This window comes from Alcanivorax sp. HI0007, assembly GCF_001635525.1.
Taxonomy (GTDB): domain Bacteria; phylum Pseudomonadota; class Gammaproteobacteria; order Pseudomonadales; family Alcanivoracaceae; genus Alcanivorax.
Map to the genome: position 1 here is coordinate 1 of NZ_LWEJ01000135.1, position 246 is coordinate 246.

Annotated in this window: 1 protein-coding gene; it reads right to left on the bottom strand. The window is 67.5% G+C overall.

Features of this window, described 5'->3' with window-relative positions; all coding sequences use genetic code 11:
- A partial coding sequence (locus A3714_RS07435; RefSeq protein WP_156493843.1) for an exodeoxyribonuclease V subunit gamma occupies positions 1 to 246 on the bottom strand: 246 nt, incomplete at both ends.

The following is a 246-nucleotide window of genomic DNA, read 5'->3' on the forward strand; positions in this document are numbered from 1 at the left end:
GACGTTGATGCGCCCGGCCATGAACCGTTGCGACAGGCCTTCCGCGTTGAGGGCATCGAGCAGCGGGCGGCGGGCCACGGTGAGAGGCAGGACGCTGTCAAAATCCGCTTCGGCGCAGGCCGCCAGCCAGTCGTTGAGGGCGTCGCGCAGACCCGCATCCAGGGTCTGGTCGGTTTCGTCCACCGGGGCGAACAGGTCATCCAGTAACCGGGTGAAGCGTTGTTGCCACTCCCTGGCGCTGGCGTC